Below are 13,268 nucleotides of genomic sequence, written 5' to 3'. Positions count from 1 at the left end.
AGAAGGACTGCCGTTCATCTGCGTACTTCATTGTGTCCTAATGCTGGAGCTCGACTCGTTACCGCTGGTTGGCTAGCGCCATACTCCACGCGTATCAATGACCTTCTTGCCAGCCAGAAGGGCCCTGTCCAGTTCCTTGAAGGCTGTGTGATCGACCAGCAAAAGGACCACATCTGCCTGCTCGATGGCATCCTTCGTGGCGGTTAGACAGACGTTGCTGCGACCCGTGAGGGCTCGGGGCAAATCTTCCACGTGAGGCTCCACTACGGAGAAGCGGACCTCGGGGAGCTGCTCACTCAGCGATGCAACAATTGAGATAGCAGGAGACTCACGCAGGTCATCAATGTCTGCTTTGAACGCCAAACCCAAGGCAGCCACCGTTGCGTTTGTGCGGCCGGCAACCAATTCCTTGACCTTTGCGATAACCCACTCCGGCTTCGCATCGTTCGTTTCGCGGGCCTGGCGGATGAGTTTGGCGTCCTCGGGAGCCGCCGCGACGATAAACCAGGGATCAACTGCAATGCAGTGGCCGCCGACGCCGGGGCCGGGCTGCAGGATGTTCACCCGCGGATGGTGGTTGGCGAGTTCGATGAGCTCCCAGACGTCGATCCCCAAGCGGGAGCTGATGACCGACAGTTCATTGGCGAAGGCAATATTCACGTCGCGGTAGGAGTTTTCCACCAATTTCGCCATTTCAGCGGTCTTGGCATCCGTGACGTGCATTTCCCCTTCGCAAAAAACGCTGTAAAGGTCGCGTGCCATTTCTGCAGCCTCGCGGGTGAGTCCACCAACAATCCGGTCGTTGGAGACAAGCTCGATCATGACCCGGCCGGGCAGCACACGCTCGGGACAATGTGCAACGTGGAGCACAGGCTTTCCTGATTGGGTGTCCAGCGACAGGTCAGGGCGGAGCTCAACGAGGTAGTCGCCTAGGTGCTGCGTAGCGCCGGGAGGAGAGGTCGACTCCAGAATGACCAGCTCATCCCCCGTCAGCTGGGGGGCGATGCTCCGCGCTGCTGCCTCTATGTATGAGAGGTCGGCAGTCCGGTCAGCGTTGAACGGAGTCGGAACGGCGACGATGTAGGCGTCGGCCACTGGTGTGTCCGTTGTGGCTTTAAGAGTACCGGCTGACACAGCCTTGGACACTGCTTCGCCCAAGTCGGGCTCGACAAACGGAACCTCTCCCCGGTTGATGGCTTCGACTGAGGATTCCTTGACGTCAACGCCGATGACGTTAAGTCCTTTGCCCGCCAGTACGGCCGCCGTAGGCAGGCCGATATAACCCAGGCCGATAACGGCTACGCTCTTGAATTCTTTCATGTTTCCCCTAAAGTGTTACGTGTTCTTCGGGCGAGCCGAAAAACTGTATATCTCCCGATGTCAGGAGTTCTGCATCGGAAACCTTCCATGCGTGGTTCACGCTTCCACGAAACTGGAAATAGTTGTATTTGTCGGCGGAGTATATGGTCCCTCCGCGCGCAATGACATCGTTGAGGAACGTACTGTCCTCACCAGTGCGGAGACTCTGGAATGGAATGTCGCCAAACACGTCCTTCCGTGCAGCGATTGTGGGGCCCATCACCATGTTAGTAAACCTGTGCTCACGCTCCGCAAATCGAAGAAGCGCAGCGTTGCGTTCCGCGAGGTACATATAATGGGCTTGTTTCCCCACTACGTCAGCCCGTGAGTACCCGAGTGCGTTAACCAGGTCGAGCAAATAGTTCGGCCCGTAGTAATCGTCGTCATCCATCTTCGACAGGACATCGCCGCTTGCCGCTTTGACGCAGTGGTTCAGGCACTCGCCCAACGACAGATCCTCACTTTGGTGAAGGAGGACGAGGTTGGGGACGGAGTATTTCTCCTGCCACTGCGCGATCTTCTCTTTCCCAACATCAAAACCGTGCGTAAGCAACACCAGCTCAGCGGCTGGGCCCACTAATCCGCCAACGGTCCTGAAAACGTGTTCCAGCTGGTGGGGCCGGTTGGAGGACACAAGCAGGGACACACTGGGTAACCTCACTGCCTGGGCTTTTTCCGGCACGGCCAGGCGAAGAACCGTCTCCGCCCGATGGGCATACGTGTGCTCTGCCCAAATCCGCCGCTGCGCCAGATGCAGTTGTCTGGAGGACAACTCCGGATTACGCATCAGGGCGCTTAGGGTTTGAGCAGCTTCTGCACGGTCGGACACGATGAACTGTTCATCGTTGTCCCACAGCTGGGTCAGTGCCGCACTTGGAGTACTGACCACGCTGGTACCCGACGCAGTGATTTCAAAGATCCGCCGAGCACACATGCTCGGAGAGTCCACCACCGAGTTGACATTGAGGAACGCTTTATACGCCTTATACGCCGTAAGCATGCGGTCATAGGGCAGGCTCCCGACCACCCGCCCATCGTACGGAGCTGGAAACTTATAGTTGTCGTCTGCCTCAGCGTGCCGGGAGAAGATTTCCAGGCCAATTGGCAACTGCGCGCTGATCTGTTCCGCTGCTCCCAGGAGGACGTCCATCTGTTCGCGCCGCTGAGGGTATTTGTGGGCAAAGTACATGCCGGCAAAAGCGATGTCACGCAGGTGCCACCCATAACGTGGCCTAGCCGGATTGTGGATGACCGGCTGGGCGGCGAACTGGAGAACAGCTACCCGGTCGTGGCCAAGGTCCCTCCGGTATGAAACCAGCCGGTTCGAATCACTGGTGAAGACGTGATCGAACAGCTTTGCTGTTTCCAGGAAATCGTCGTAGTGCGGAGGGTCCTCTTTGTTCCAAAACACGGTAGGGATATCGCGGCTGCGGCACTCCTCAACCAAGGCGCGGAGGTTTGCAGAAGGCCTTTTGGTGCCCGTCAGCTGGTGCTTCCACTCACCCTTGTTTCCGGACCAGGCCGACTCTACAAAGAGCAGATCAGGCTGCTTGGCAGCAATCTGATCTGCCCACCCGTCTCTGGACAGTACCGTCTGGTGCCACTCGTAGCCGAAGGCCAGGAGGGAAAAATCATCCAATATCACGGCAGCCGAGACCCCAGTCCTGGGTTCAGGTGTGTCCACGACCATCGGATTGAATGAAATGCGACGACGGCGGCCGGTCTGGAACGCGAGGGCACCATCAGCCGATCCCCGATAAATCCCACGCTCAGCCCTGTCCCGTCGGATCTTGGTCTGCAATCCGCTCCAGCCTGACTTCCTCAGATGCCAGAGTGAGCGGCGAAGTTCAGACATGTCCGTGATCATGCCCTCACAGACCTCCGGCGCCCGGGTTGCAGCGGCTCAATGGAGACAGTGTCGAGTGTGTTCTGCATCCGGCGGCGGATCTTCGCCGCAGCAAAACGGTCCCCTCCGGCGAGCTCTTTCGTATATTTGCGGTACCACCCCAGCGCAGTTTCCGTGTCCCCGTCGAAAAGCAGGTCTCCTTTGTCGATCCAAATGACCCGGGTGCACAAGTCCTGGATCGTCTTTAGACTGTGGCTCACAAGGAAGACGCACCCAGCCTGCTCTCGCAGTTGGTCCATTCTCTGCTTTGTCCGTCCCCGGAACTCGTCGTCACCAGTATTCAGCGCCTCGTCAATGATGAGGATCTCCGGATCGATGGCGGCCGCAATCGCAAAGCGAAGTCGCGAAGCCATGCCGGCTGAATAAGACCGCATGGGCAGGTTGATGGAACTGCCCAGGCCCGCCAGTTCCATGATGGCTTCGTGCCGATCGGCGATTTGCGCCTTGGTCAGGCCCATTGCCAAACAACCAAGGATCACGTTGTGCGCTCCCGACAGGTCAGGAACAAGAGCTGCTGAAACTCCTAGCATTATGGGAGTCGAAGAAGCATATATGGCGCCAGTGGTCGGCTGAATCTTGCCGCAAATCAGGTTCATGAGCGTACTCTTGCCTGAGCCGTTTAGTCCTATAACTCCGATCGCTTCACCCTGGTACGCGACCAGTGACAGCTCCTTGAGTGCATTAATCTTGACAGTGGACTCCCGACCTGAGATTTTGCGCATAACCCGTCCAAGAGCGCTTCCTGGGGACGAGCGTTTCTCATCTGAATTGACCGTATAGGTCATAGAAGCTCGGTCTATCACCACCGCAGGTGTTTGTGGCAGGAGCAAGTCAGTCGTCTCGGCCATAGCTCTCCTCCCCCTTCCAGAAAATGAGCATGCCGACCATCAGTGTGCCCAGGGCCCAGGCTGCCAATCCGGCCCAGCTCTGCCATCCCGGCGTCTGCGCGTAGAGGACACTGCTGCGGACAATATCGAGGACCAGATAAAGCGGGTTCGCCTCTACGATCGCCTTGATAACAGGAACGCTGTTATACCGGTCAATTGGAAACATGACGCAGGAGGCGAACATCCAGAACCGCATGGCGAAGGAAACGACATGGACGACGTCGTTTATTTTGGCCACCAGCGGCGCCAGCAGGAGCCCCGCCCCCAGATTGAAGATGAACTGCAGCCCTACTGCCGGCCCAAGAAGCAGCCAACGCCAGGTGATCTCTTCAGCAGGCGCGATGACCAGGATCATCAGGAGCATCATGATGATTACCGGGATGTTGGCAAGGAGTTCACGGATGTTTACTGCGACCGTCAGCGTTGCCCGCGGAAAGTTGAAGGCTTGGATAACATTGCGGTTTGAAGGGATAACACGGGCCCCGCTAACTACGGCCCTCGAACTCATTTGAAAGAGGAAGACACCGAGGATCAGGAACCCGATGAAGTTCTCCACCCCTCGGCTGGCTCCCAGGAGCAGCCCAAAGATGAGAAAGTAACCGATACCGTTGAGCAGCGGATCGAGGAGGAGCCAGGCGCTCCCCAATCGATCCCGCTTATTACCGCTCTGGACCCGTGCCCGTGCGTCGTAGACCATAAAGTGGCGGTAGTTCCAAAGGGAAATCAAGTAGTCGATCAGCCCCGGTTTTGCACCGACCCTCGCGAGTACCCTCAAATCCACTCTGACGGGCACATTCTTGGCGCCCATCTCGATCTTGGTTTCCTGACTCATAAGCTGGATCCCAATTCCATGTACCTCTTTATCGTTGTCTCGGCCAGTAATGACCAGGTTCGTGTGGCTACCGTGTGCTGACGTCCTGCATTTCCCATCAATGCCCGGGCCGCATCGTCTTCGAGGACCTCCTGCAGAATCCTGGCAAGGCTCGCGGGGTTCTCCGGAGGGGCTGCGCGTCCGTCAACTCCGGCCCTCACGACTTCGTGAAGCGCCGGAAGATCGCTGAAGACCACGGGACGTGCCGATGCCAGCGCTTCGACAGGTTTCAGAGGAGTAACAGCCCGTGTCACGGGCAGATCTTTGCGCGGCACCACGAAAACATCCATCGCCTGATGGTACAGATGGGCTTTCTCCCTCGGAACACGGCCAGTAAAGACGACTCTTTCCGCGATTCCAAGTCCGGAGGCCAGCCGTTTCAGGCCCGGTGCAGCGGCTCCATCACCCACAATCAAACACGTGGCATTAGGGACCTGAGGCGCCAGGACAGCGAAGGCACGCAGTAGATCATCCAACCCTTCGTACTCGACCAGGCTGCTGACCGTTCCGATGAACTGCCCTCCTACGGGCAGGCCGAGGCGTTCCCGGGCAGCGGCCTGCTCGAGTGGTTCAGCAAGATAGTCTTCGCCGACCGCGTTCGGCAGGAGAAAGATGTCTTCCTGCGGTACCCCTGCGGCGACAACACCGCTCTGCATAGCCTGCCCGAGCGTTGCCACCGCTCCGGCAGCACGCATTGTCTCGGCTTCCCGGGCAATGAACTTTCGGTAACGCTCACTCCGCCGCGCTTCCTCGCCCCGTGCTGACGCCCAGGTATCAGCCAGTTGCCCACGCACCTCGTATACCCATGGAATGTTCAGCGCTTCGGCGACCGTCTGCGCCACGAGTCCGTTCACAAAGTGTGTGGTGGTATGCAGCACTGCGGGCTTCACTTCCAGTGCCAGTCGCAGGACCGCCTCCGTCTGCAGCTGCAACCGGGCGGCCATGCCGTTGGGCAACCTGCTAGGCAGCAGGCGGTGGTAGGTGACGCCGTCGAGCACCTCAAGAGCAGGTGCCCAGACGCTGCCCACCTGAACCGGGTAACCGAGCCGGGTGACTGCATGGACCTTCCAGCCGCGCTTATGTTGTGCGTGCAACAATGACTGCGACCGCTGGGCATAGCCGCTGCCGGTTGCCGGCAGCGAGTTTGTTAGCAGATGCAGGACTGATTTCGGCTCTGAACTGAACCCCTGGACTTTGGCAAGTGTGGGGGCCCAGCCATCGAAAACACTCAGTTCGCTCGCGAGACGGGATCGGAGTCGGCGCTCGGAGCGCGTTCCGGTTCCCTGGTCCAGGACCGAAAGTGCGCCCGACATGTCGCCTTGGTACCAGCAGAGTCTTGCCTCAACTGCGGGCCGGCCCTTAACCCGCATAGGGGTCTCAGCCAGAATCTTCTCTGCGAGTTCCGGCAGGCCAGCCGCCACCGCCACGTCTGCGAGCCGCACAGCCAGACGGTGCGAAGGCACCGCTGCTGCCGCCCCAGTCAGCCTGGCTTCGAGGTCGTTCTTCCGTCCACGGATCAAGTCTACCAATGCCGGCAGGAAGACACCCGGCGCTGCCGCGGCAGCCGCCGCTACCGGCCGCACCGAGCGAGCCGGCAGACGCCGCGAGAGCTGCAGCGCAAGCATGGCCGGGTCATCTCCAAGGTGTTCGACAACCGTGGATGCGGCGAGTGACAAGTTGTTCAAGATCCTGGTGGAGTTCATTTGGTGCTGCGGTTCCCCGAGACAACGGATGTCAGGAGCTCAACATAAGCCCGGCCCAAGCTCTCGACATTGGCGTTGGCCTCCACCCAGTCCCGACCGGAGGACCCAGTGAGCAGGCGGCTGCGATCCTGGGCAAGTTCTTTCCAGAGTGCTGCTATATCAGCTGGGTCGGACCGCACGACGTCTCCAGCCTTCGACTCTTCAATGATCTCCCGGGCTTCTCCCAGCACAATGCCGGTGACGTGCCGTCCGACAGCCAGCACCTCGTAGGTCTTGGAAGGAATCGTCGTCTCAAAGGACTTCCAGTCATCCCGCAGTGAGATGACACAGGTGTCCGCCCTGCGGTAATAGCTCATAACTGCGTCTATGCCTCGGACTGGTTCGTGGAATTCGACTGGCGCTCCCAGCGCTTCAGCGAGTGCCTTGAGCTTTCGACGGTGCACACCCTGCCCGACCATGGTCAGCCGGACGGTGTCGTCTGCCTGCGCAGCGGCCCTGATGACTGTCTCCAGCCGCTGGCTTTCGCCGTGATTGCCCAGATATAGCACTTGCAGGCGGTCCGCTTCCGCGGGAGGAGGCGGCAGCAGTTCCCTGCTCGCGGTGTCGATGCCGTTGCTTATGGTTGCCACATTCTTCAGTCCGCGGTCCCGCAGTGTCTGGGCAAAACCATAGGTCACGGTGACAATAAGTTCAGCTCGCTGCTGGATGGCAACGATCGCTCTTTCAGCAAGGCTCTTGGCGCTGCCCTGCACCAGCCGGGCGTCACGGGCAATGTCCGGCCACGCATCCCGCATATCGGCAACAAAGGGGACGCCTCGCAGCTTTGCCACGGCAAATCCAGCGCCGAGAATAGGCAGTGAAGGTACGGTGGCTATCACGACGTCGGGCTTAGGGCCCATGAGTGCTGCTAGCACGCTGCAGGTGGCCGAAAAGCACTGGTCGGCGAACCGCCCCAGGCGGGTGGTGCGGTGATAAAGGTACGGGGCCCGGCGGATGGTCTCCCCATGACGTCCCCTATCCTTGCGAAACGCACGGCCCGCTTCCTTCCTCGGAAGGGTCCGCCGCCCGGACGAATGTGCAACGGGGGCGATGACTTCTACGTCCCATCCAAGTTCCCGGAACGTGCGGATGAGCTGGGTCCAGCGGCGTTGCGGCGGACTGTTCTCCGGCAAATATGAATGCGTCAGCAGCTGTGCACGCATGTCGTCCCCCAGAATCCGAGGGCGCGTAAGACGCCGCCCCCTATCAAACAGAGGTAAGTCTACCTAACGATTTGACCCTAGTCGGTTTTGCCTATGCCGGGAGTGCCCTTTTGAAGCTTGATGTAATAAAGAACACCTGCACCTGCCAGAAGCAGGAACATTAACGTCCGAGTTAGCCAGTGGGTGCTCCAGTTCGTTTCGGCGGCGGAGCTGGCACGGTCAGCAGCCGTAACTGCTTCTGAAGGACTTGCGGACGGGGAGAGCGAAGCCGCTTTCGTGGCTGTGAACGACGCCCTACCCGATGGCACTACGGCTGGGCCAGCAGATTCAGTGGGTGACGGGCTGGGCACCGCGCTCCCCTGCCCGGCGTCGAAAACATTGCTCACGGTGTCCGTTACGGGATCCCACCTGAGGTCTGTGTAGAGCCCGGTATTGGCGTCGACCAGGTTGTTGGTTCCGGGCTCGATCAAATACCCGGTGCCGGGGTGGACTTCATAACCCGCAAATGGGTCGCGCTGGATCGTTGTCTGAGTCGGGCCGGGGGCAGGAGCAGGAGCGGGGGCAGGCACAGCTGAAGTTCCCGGTGCGGGCACAACCGGTTCGGGATTCGGTGCCGGATCAGCGGGAGTGGTCTCGTCAACGGGAGTCTCCGGTACAGGCTCCACGACAGCCGGCGGCTGTTCTCCTTCGACGGCGAACGCCGGTACCGCACTCGATCCGGCTATTAGCACGGCAGCTACCGCGGCACTGCGCAGGCGTCGGCTCCTGGAGCTGCTCATCCTAGTTATTCTCCATTCAGACCGGCGGCATACTGAGCCACAGTATCGGTTTTCAGTGCCTCGGCAAGTTCCCCGGCCGCGGTTGCATCGGGCAATACGATCGACTGGCCATCCGCAGAGGTACCCACTCCAGCGTTGGGGAGGGTGAACATCTCGATGTCGCCGGAGCGTACGCTGCGCAGTTCCAGCGCCAGCGTTCCTACCCGGAGGCCGGTCAGCCCCTCGTCGACGCTCAGGTACGGCGAGATGGACGCGATTGCCCCGTGCAGCTTGACGGGGTCACCAAGGGTCTCAGTGGAGATGAGCTTCGACAGAAGCCCGTGCAGGAAAGCCTGCTGGTTCCGCACCCGCTGGTAATCCCCGTCATCAAAAGCATAGCGTTCGCGGACGTACTCGAGCGCCGGCGCGCCCTCCACCGTCACGGTCCCCGCAGGAAAGTACGCTGCGCCTTCTCCTGTCGCTTGGAAAGCGACAGGGTTCTGAATGCTCACCCCGCCCAGCGCGGTGGTGAGGTCCTTGAACCCCTCAAAGTCGATGACGGCCGCATGGTCGATCGGCACTCCGAACATGTCCTGGACAGTATCTACAACCAATGGGACCCCGCCCAGGGCCATGGCGGCGTTGATCTTGTACTCGCCGTGGCCCGGAATGGTGGTCCAGGTATCCCGCATTATGGATACGGCGTAGATACCCTGCCGGTCGCCCGGAATGTGCAGCAGCATCAGGGCATCCGATCTGGCGGCTGCCCCGGGCTCCCTGCTGTCACTGCCCAGGACCAGGATGTTCACAGTGTCTTCGGCATCCGAGGTTTTTGGCGGAGCGTTACCGCTGGAGAGCGGAATAGTTGCCGCCCCCGAGTCGAAAGTGCGCGCCAGGCTGTACAGATAACCGCCGGCGGCCAGGCCCGCGATCAGGACGATTGTGGCCATAACCAAGACCGTCTTGAGCACTGGACGGCGCTTCCGCTCGGCGTGCTCTCGGTTCTCCGAAAAGAGATCTGTCAAGGCTTTCCTCTCATTCCGGCCCCCCGTGCTGAGAAGTTTACTAGGACATCCTTCCGTTCCCGTACAACCTCTCCCCCGCTATCCACGGCCGCTGATTCCGTGGGCACCTGCCCCTCCGGATACCCTTGAAACATGAAATTCTTCCCGGCAGCCGTTTCCGCCGGCGCCCTGGTCCTCGCCGCAGTCTTGACCGGCTGCACTCCTGCAGCTGATGTGGAAGCCGCGCCTGATGCCGCTAACCCGGATTGTGCCCCTGTGATGGTGGCGCTGCCGGAAAACCTTGCAGGTGCAGACCAGCGTGAGACCACCAGCCAGGCTACTTCCGCCTGGGGCAGTCCTGCGGAGATCATTGTGCGCTGCGGTGTCCCGGTTCCCGGACCAACCACCGATGCCTGCGCAACAGTAAACGGTGTGGATTGGGTACTGCGTGAAGAGGGCAACCTCTGGACGGCCACGACCTATGGCCGTGACCCCGCCGTAGAAGTCCTGATCGACACCGAAAAGGTGGCGTCCTCCACGGTGCTCGTGGAACTCGAAAACGCCGTCTCGCGGATTGACCAGACCCGCGAGTGTGTAAGCACCAACGACGTCGACCTGCCGGGCTGACCGAGCAGCCGCTTTGCCTTAGCGCAGGCCCGTGGGACGTTCGAGCGCCAGGGAAATGAGTTCGTCGATCAGCTCGGTGTACGGCAGCCCGGACTTGGCCCACATCTGCGGGTACATGCTGATCGGAGTGAACCCGGGCATGGTGTTGATCTCGTTGATGATCAGGCTGCCGTCCGGTGTGTAGAAGAAGTCCACTCGGGACAGACCTTCGGCACCCACTGCTTCAAAGGCCACGGCGGCCAGTTCGCGCACCCGGGTGGTGATGTCGTCGGGCAGGTCTGCCGGGCAGCTCAGTTCCGCAGCAGCACCGTCAACATACTTCGCCTCGAAGTCGTACCATTCGTGGCCATTGTGGGTTACGGCGATCTCACCGGGCTGGCTGGTGCGCGGATCGTCGTGTCCTCGGCCCTGCAGCACGGCTACCTCGATTTCACGGCCGATAATGCCTGCTTCAATGATCACCTTGGGATCGTGCTGCCGTGCAGTTTCGACGGCGGCGCGCAGGCCCGTGGGGTCGGCCACCCGGGTAATGCCTATGGAAGAGCCGGCACGCGCCGGCTTGACGAACAGCGGGAACGCCAGCCGGGAACCACGTTCCAGGCAGGTGTCGGGATCCTGGTTCCACTGCCGGTCGGTAATAACCTCGTAGGGCCCCACAGCCAGGCCGGCGGACTCGAAGACCACCTTCATGTAGTGCTTGTCCATCCCTACTGCTGATGCCAGCACACCGGCTCCGACGTAGCGGATGTCTGCCATCTCCAGCAGCCCCTGAAGAGTGCCGTCCTCGCCGAACGGGCCGTGCAGCAGCGGCAGCACGACGTCGATTCGCCCCAGGGAGCGCGGCATCGCATCGGGTGCATGGGAGACGAGCTCCTGGGAGGCACCATCGCTGGAGATAACGACCGACTCCGGTCCGGCGGTAATTTCAGGCAGGGCTTCAGAGCGCAGGGACCACTGCTCCGGGTCCACGGAGGCAAGGGACCACTGGCCGTTGCGGGCAATGCCGATGGGAACGACGTCGTACTTGCTGTGGTCGATCGCCTCCAGCACTCCGGCTGCGGTCACGCAGCTGACCGAATGTTCGCTGGACCGTCCGCCGAAAAGAACGGCTACGCGCGGCTTGGAGCCGCCGTCGGGGGAAACGGGCTGGACGCTCATGATGCGTGTACACCTTCGGGTTTGAGTTCGCGGGCCAGCAGGCGCGGGCCCAGTTCGTCTACCGAAATGGCGCCCTGCAGCACTGCAACGACGTTCTCGGTAATGGGCATGTAGACGCCCAGCTGGGTGGCACGGTCCAGTACCGCCTGGGCGGACTTGATGCCTTCCGCTGTCTGGGCCATGGTCTCGGTTACTTCATCCAGGGTCAGCCCCTGGGCCAGGAGCCGGCCCGCGGTGTGGTTCCGCGAGAGAGAAGAGGAGCACGTGGCGATCAAGTCGCCCATACCGGAAAGCCCAAAGAGAGTCTCGGTCTTTCCGCCCAGTGCCACCGCCAGGCGGGTAGTCTCGGCCAGCCCGCGGGTCATCACTGAGGCCTTGGTGTTGTCCCCCATCTGCTTGCCTTCGCAGATGCCCACGGCCAGGGCGATCACGTTCTTGACGATTCCACCGATCTCCGTACCGATCACATCCGTGTTCGTGTACGGACGGAAGTACGGGGCTGTGCAGGCTGCAGCGATCCATCCGGCAACCCCGATGTCCGAGCACGCCACTACTGAGGCAGTTGGTTCTTCCCTCGCGATTTCCATGGCAAGGTTCGGACCGGAGAGCACGGCAATCCGTTCCTGCGGCCAGTCCAGTTCCTCGGCGATAACCGTGCTCATCCGGGCGTCAGTGCCTACTTCCAGCCCCTTCATCAGGGACAGGATGACTGCGTCTTTTGGAAAGAGGTCCTTGAATTCGCGCAGCCTCTGCCGCAGGGTCTGCGCCGGAACGGCCAGGACAACAAGCTGCGCTCCGTCGAGAACTTCTGCGGCGTCTGCGGAGGCCCGCAGGTTCGCGGGCAGGACGGTTTCCTTGAGGTACCTGGTGTTACGGCGGGACTCGTTGATTTCCTCGGCTGCCTCGGGCCGGCGGGCCCAGATGAGCACGTCCGTCTTTCGGGCTGCCCCGGAGTCCGCAGCGATCTTGGCAAACGTTGTACCCCAGCTGCCGGCTCCAAGAACGGCTACCTTTGCCGGAAGCGCTGCGGCTGTCACTTTTTCTTCTCCGTTTCCGGGTCGTAACCCCGTCCAACTGACTTCTGCCCCTTACGGGCCGGATCCCAGCGCTCGGCAGGGGCAGTTTCCCCGCGCAGCGACGCTACCAGGGACGTCAGCTCGGCCATGATCCGTTCCGTGGCCTCTTCCAGCACTGTTTTGGTGAGCGGAACTCCGCGCAGGTCAGATAGGTCCACCGGTTTGCCCACCAGGACGCGAACGCGCTTGCGGGGAAACAGGTGCAGCATCTTGCCGTATCTCGGAAGCAGGTCCTGGGCACCCCAGTGGGCCACCGGTATCACCGGCGCTCCCGTCTGGAGGGCCAGCCGTGCAGCACCGGTTCGTCCCTTCATGGGCCACAGATCAGGATCGCGGGTAAGCGTTCCCTCGGGATACACAATCAGCGCGCCGCCCGCGTCGATTACTGCCTGCGCTCCGTCCAGCGAGGCAGCCGCTCCTGCCCCGCCGCGCTGAACGGGCACCTGGTTAGTGGCGCGGAGCGCCGGGCCCAGAACAGGCACCTTAAAGAGGGAGGCCTTTGCCAGGTACCGGGGCAGCATGCCCTGGTTGTAGAAGAAGTGGCCGACTACCAGCGGATCGATCTCAGTCACGTGGTTGGGGCAGGCGATGAACCCAGTGTCCTTGGGCAGGTTCTCCATCCCTTCCCAGCGACGCCCCAGCATGAGGTTCATGGCCGGACGGACCACGGCCGCCAGGATGGTGAACGTGGTCCGTGACTTTCTCGATTCGCTCATG

Annotated in this window: 12 protein-coding genes; 1 reads left to right on the top strand and 11 read right to left on the bottom strand. The window is 61.0% G+C overall.

Translation table 11 applies throughout. From position 1 onward, the window contains the following. Positions 1 to 72: 72 nt before the first annotated feature. From wecC to AO716_RS10285, 8 genes are all read right to left on the bottom strand, one after another. Positions 73 to 1,320: a UDP-N-acetyl-D-mannosamine dehydrogenase gene (wecC, locus tag AO716_RS10315; protein WP_055240784.1), complete on the bottom strand. Its 1,248-nt coding sequence runs from the start codon at positions 1,318 to 1,320 to the stop codon at positions 73 to 75. A gap of 7 nt (positions 1,321 to 1,327) precedes the next feature. After that, a complete protein-coding gene (locus AO716_RS10310) occupies positions 1,328 to 3,214 on the bottom strand; it encodes a glycosyltransferase family protein (RefSeq protein ID WP_152969942.1) in 1,887 nt (628 codons plus the stop codon). Between the two features lie 8 nt (positions 3,215 to 3,222). Next, positions 3,223 to 4,113, bottom strand: coding sequence for an ABC transporter ATP-binding protein (locus tag AO716_RS10305; protein ID WP_152969941.1), 891 nt, complete (start codon positions 4,111 to 4,113; stop codon positions 3,223 to 3,225). Continuing rightward, a complete protein-coding gene (locus AO716_RS10300) occupies positions 4,097 to 4,984 on the bottom strand; it encodes an ABC transporter permease (protein WP_055240782.1) in 888 nt (295 codons plus the stop codon). Before AO716_RS10300 ends, AO716_RS10305 begins: the two co-directional genes overlap by 17 nt. After that, entirely contained in the window at positions 4,981 to 6,708 is a 1,728-nt protein-coding gene (locus tag AO716_RS10295; RefSeq protein WP_235472058.1) for a glycosyltransferase family 4 protein, read from the bottom strand. The genes AO716_RS10300 and AO716_RS10295 overlap by 4 nt, the downstream gene beginning before the upstream one ends. Positions 6,709 to 6,722: 14 nt before the next feature. Further along, positions 6,723 to 7,928: a glycosyltransferase family 4 protein gene (locus AO716_RS10290; protein ID WP_055240780.1), complete on the bottom strand. Its 1,206-nt coding sequence runs from the start codon at positions 7,926 to 7,928 to the stop codon at positions 6,723 to 6,725. Between the two features lie 77 nt (positions 7,929 to 8,005). Next, entirely contained in the window at positions 8,006 to 8,707 is a 702-nt protein-coding gene (locus AO716_RS17290; RefSeq protein ID WP_152969940.1) for a hypothetical protein, read from the bottom strand. 5 nt (positions 8,708 to 8,712) lie between these two features. Beyond that, positions 8,713 to 9,711 carry an LCP family protein gene (locus tag AO716_RS10285; protein ID WP_055240779.1) on the bottom strand — a complete coding sequence of 333 codons (999 nt, stop codon included), beginning with the start codon at positions 9,709 to 9,711 and terminating at the stop codon, positions 8,713 to 8,715. Between the two features lie 132 nt (positions 9,712 to 9,843). Here AO716_RS10285 and AO716_RS10280 point away from each other — a divergent pair, with 132 nt between their 5' ends. Continuing rightward, positions 9,844 to 10,317, top strand: a complete 474-nt coding sequence (locus AO716_RS10280) for a DUF3515 domain-containing protein (protein WP_055240778.1) — start codon at positions 9,844 to 9,846, stop codon at positions 10,315 to 10,317. An 18-nt stretch (positions 10,318 to 10,335) separates the two neighbouring features. Here the strand turns inward: AO716_RS10280 and AO716_RS10275 are convergent, their stop codons facing one another. The 3 genes from AO716_RS10275 to AO716_RS10265 are packed head-to-tail and all read right to left on the bottom strand — an operon-like array spanning position 10,336 to position 13,267. Beyond that, positions 10,336 to 11,475: a D-alanine--D-alanine ligase family protein gene (locus AO716_RS10275; RefSeq protein WP_055240777.1), complete on the bottom strand. Its 1,140-nt coding sequence runs from the start codon at positions 11,473 to 11,475 to the stop codon at positions 10,336 to 10,338. Next, positions 11,472 to 12,512: an NAD(P)H-dependent glycerol-3-phosphate dehydrogenase gene (locus AO716_RS10270; protein WP_055240776.1), complete on the bottom strand. Its 1,041-nt coding sequence runs from the start codon at positions 12,510 to 12,512 to the stop codon at positions 11,472 to 11,474. Before AO716_RS10270 ends, AO716_RS10275 begins: the two co-directional genes overlap by 4 nt. Beyond that, on the bottom strand, positions 12,509 to 13,267 hold the full coding sequence (locus tag AO716_RS10265; protein ID WP_055240775.1) for a lysophospholipid acyltransferase family protein: 759 nt from the start codon (positions 13,265 to 13,267) through the stop codon (positions 12,509 to 12,511). Before AO716_RS10265 ends, AO716_RS10270 begins: the two co-directional genes overlap by 4 nt. Position 13,268: the final 1 nt, after the last annotated feature.

The sequence above is a fragment of the Arthrobacter sp. Edens01 genome (assembly GCF_001307035.1).
Taxonomy (GTDB): Bacteria; Actinomycetota; Actinomycetes; order Actinomycetales; family Micrococcaceae; genus Arthrobacter_B.
Note: the sequence above shows the minus strand (reverse complement) of the source record. Positions and strands in the feature narration are given on the sequence as shown.